General features: G+C 60.8%; 1 protein-coding gene and 1 pseudogene. One reads left to right on the top strand and one right to left on the bottom strand.

Going from position 1 to position 2,089, the window contains the following annotated elements; all coding sequences use genetic code 11:
- Positions 1 to 1,295, bottom strand: a 1,295-nt coding sequence (locus RR842_RS14295) for an FAD-dependent oxidoreductase (RefSeq protein ID WP_332730248.1), incomplete at its 3' end; no start/stop codon positions are given.
- Between the two features lie 243 nt (positions 1,296 to 1,538).
- Here RR842_RS14295 and RR842_RS14290 point away from each other — a divergent pair.
- Positions 1,539 to 2,089, top strand: a pseudogene (locus RR842_RS14290) (LuxR family transcriptional regulator); the annotation flags it as partial.

Here is a 2,089-nt window from a genome sequence, read left to right as displayed (position 1 = left end):
GGGTCGAATAGCGCGCCGATGGCCTTGTAGACATCTTTCGTGCTTCGGGCCTCGCCCCCCACGCGGTCGCTCTGCCAGGGAGCCGAGGTTTCGACCCACTTGTCGTCCCATACGAGGAAGGCGCATCCGTCGGGCTGCACGCGCTGGGGGTAGGGCATATATCCGTAGGTGCAGTTTTCGTTGCTGTAGCGCACACCCTTCTTATTCACCAGTAGGCCGGGGAATGTGGTGAGCGCACCCTCTGCCCACCAGCGGCAGGGCAGCACCTCGTCGCCCATGGTGGCTAGCATGGGGGCGTTGGGAGTGTACTTTTGCCAGGAGGCGCCGATCCACAGCGCCAGCTTCAGGCCGGATCCGTCGTACACGCCGCCGTAGCCGAACGGAAGCGCCATAGGGCAGTACTTCGCCACCATGTCCTTGTCCTGCGAGAAGTCGCCCGTAGCCAGCACGACGCCCTTGCTTGCCACGTAGCGGATGTACTTACCGTCGCTCTTGGCGACGCAGCCGGTCACCCGGCCGGAGTTGTCGTTTTCGCGGTCGAGTTGCACGGCTGTGGTGTTGTAGAAGATCTGGCCGCCGCCCTTTTTGATCTCGTCGGCCAATGCCTCGACGACGATCTGCTGAGATGCGCCGGCAGCGTTGCTGTCCTTTGATACGAACGAATGCGATACGTTCAGCGTCTTTAACGGGCCGCCGTCCCACCAGTTCGTGCCGCCGTCCTGCTGGTTGTTCTCGATGACGGTCGTGATGCCCAAGGGCTCGACCTTGTCCATGAGCCAGTTCATGGCCGTGCCTGACTCGTCATACACGAGCCACCACTTCTCCTGGTCCAAGCGGAAGCTGTTCTGGGAGAATATCTGCTGGAAGATGGGCTCGATCTGCTCGCGGGTGTAGTCTAGTCCCAGTTCGTGGGTTAGTCGGGTGTTGAACGCAGCGTTCGAGCCGCCACGCGATACGGGTCCGTCGCTGTTGGCGATAAGGACGATGTCGGCACCCTCCTCGACGGCCGATGCTGCGGTGACCAGGCCGCCCACGCCGGCACCGATAACGAGTATCTCGCATTCGATCGTGTCGGTGATCTTGCTCTCGTCGATAAGCGCAGGCGGAATCTCGAACGTCCATTTGGCGTTCTGGAACTTCTCGGCATCTAAGACCAGCTCGTCGGTGCTCGATCCGGCCGCTCCCTTGGCCTGCGGCGCGCAGCCGGTCAACCCGAGCGTGCTTGCGGCCGCTGCGGCAGCCGCGGTGGCACCGGCGCCCTTCAAGAAGCTGCGGCGATCCATGTTCGTTGTCATGTGTTTCCCCCTCCGTGGATTTCATTCCCCTTGTCGGCATTTACTGCGCTCAAGGCTGCATGCGGGTGCCGACAGCTGCTAGGGTACGGGAGAAGGCGCGCGCGGGGCATCACTCGCTTTGGGCTACTCTTCGCATCTGGGCCCTGTGTGTACGAGTATCTCACTCGAAATGCGTTATCGGCGATGAGCACTATCCCCTATACTGGCACAAGGACGCTCGATCTTCGTTTCGGGGAGGGGAACATGGAGCAGAGACGTACCTCGGAGGGGAGTTTGCGCGCACTCGTGGGAAAACCCACTGTGGTGGACGTTGGCATTGGTGTGCTGTACTTCTTTACGTCGCACATGGTTATCCGTGCCATGTATTACATCGGGATGGATCGTACCTCGTGGGAGCTGTTGGCGTTCTTCTTGACAGTGATCGTCTCGGTTATCATCGCCCATGCGCTTGCCCGTCCGCTGCTGCGCCTGCGCCTGTTCGTCGAGTCCGCTATCGGCATTCCGGCGGTCAGCGCTGTTGCAGCATTGGGAGCGGTCCTTGCGCTTGTGTCCATGCTTCCGGTGGTGCATGTGGGGTTGTTCTACTTCTCGGGTGCCTTGTTGGGTTTCTCTTGCGGCTGGATTATCGTCATATGGACTTCCACCGTACGCGTGGTACGGCCTGCCCGCGACTCGTTCTTCCTTGAGCCGTGCCTGCTGGTGGCTGTGGCATGTTACTTCCTGTTTCGCTGCGTCAGCTCGTTTTCCGAGACGGTCGCGCAAGGGTTCTTGCTAGCACTGCCCTTGGTCACCAT

Origin of the sequence: Gordonibacter sp. (assembly GCF_036667095.1) — a bacterium.
GTDB lineage: Bacteria > Actinomycetota > Coriobacteriia > Coriobacteriales > Eggerthellaceae > Gordonibacter.
The sequence above is the reverse complement of the archived record's forward strand: the minus strand, read 5'-3'. Positions and strand labels throughout refer to the sequence as shown.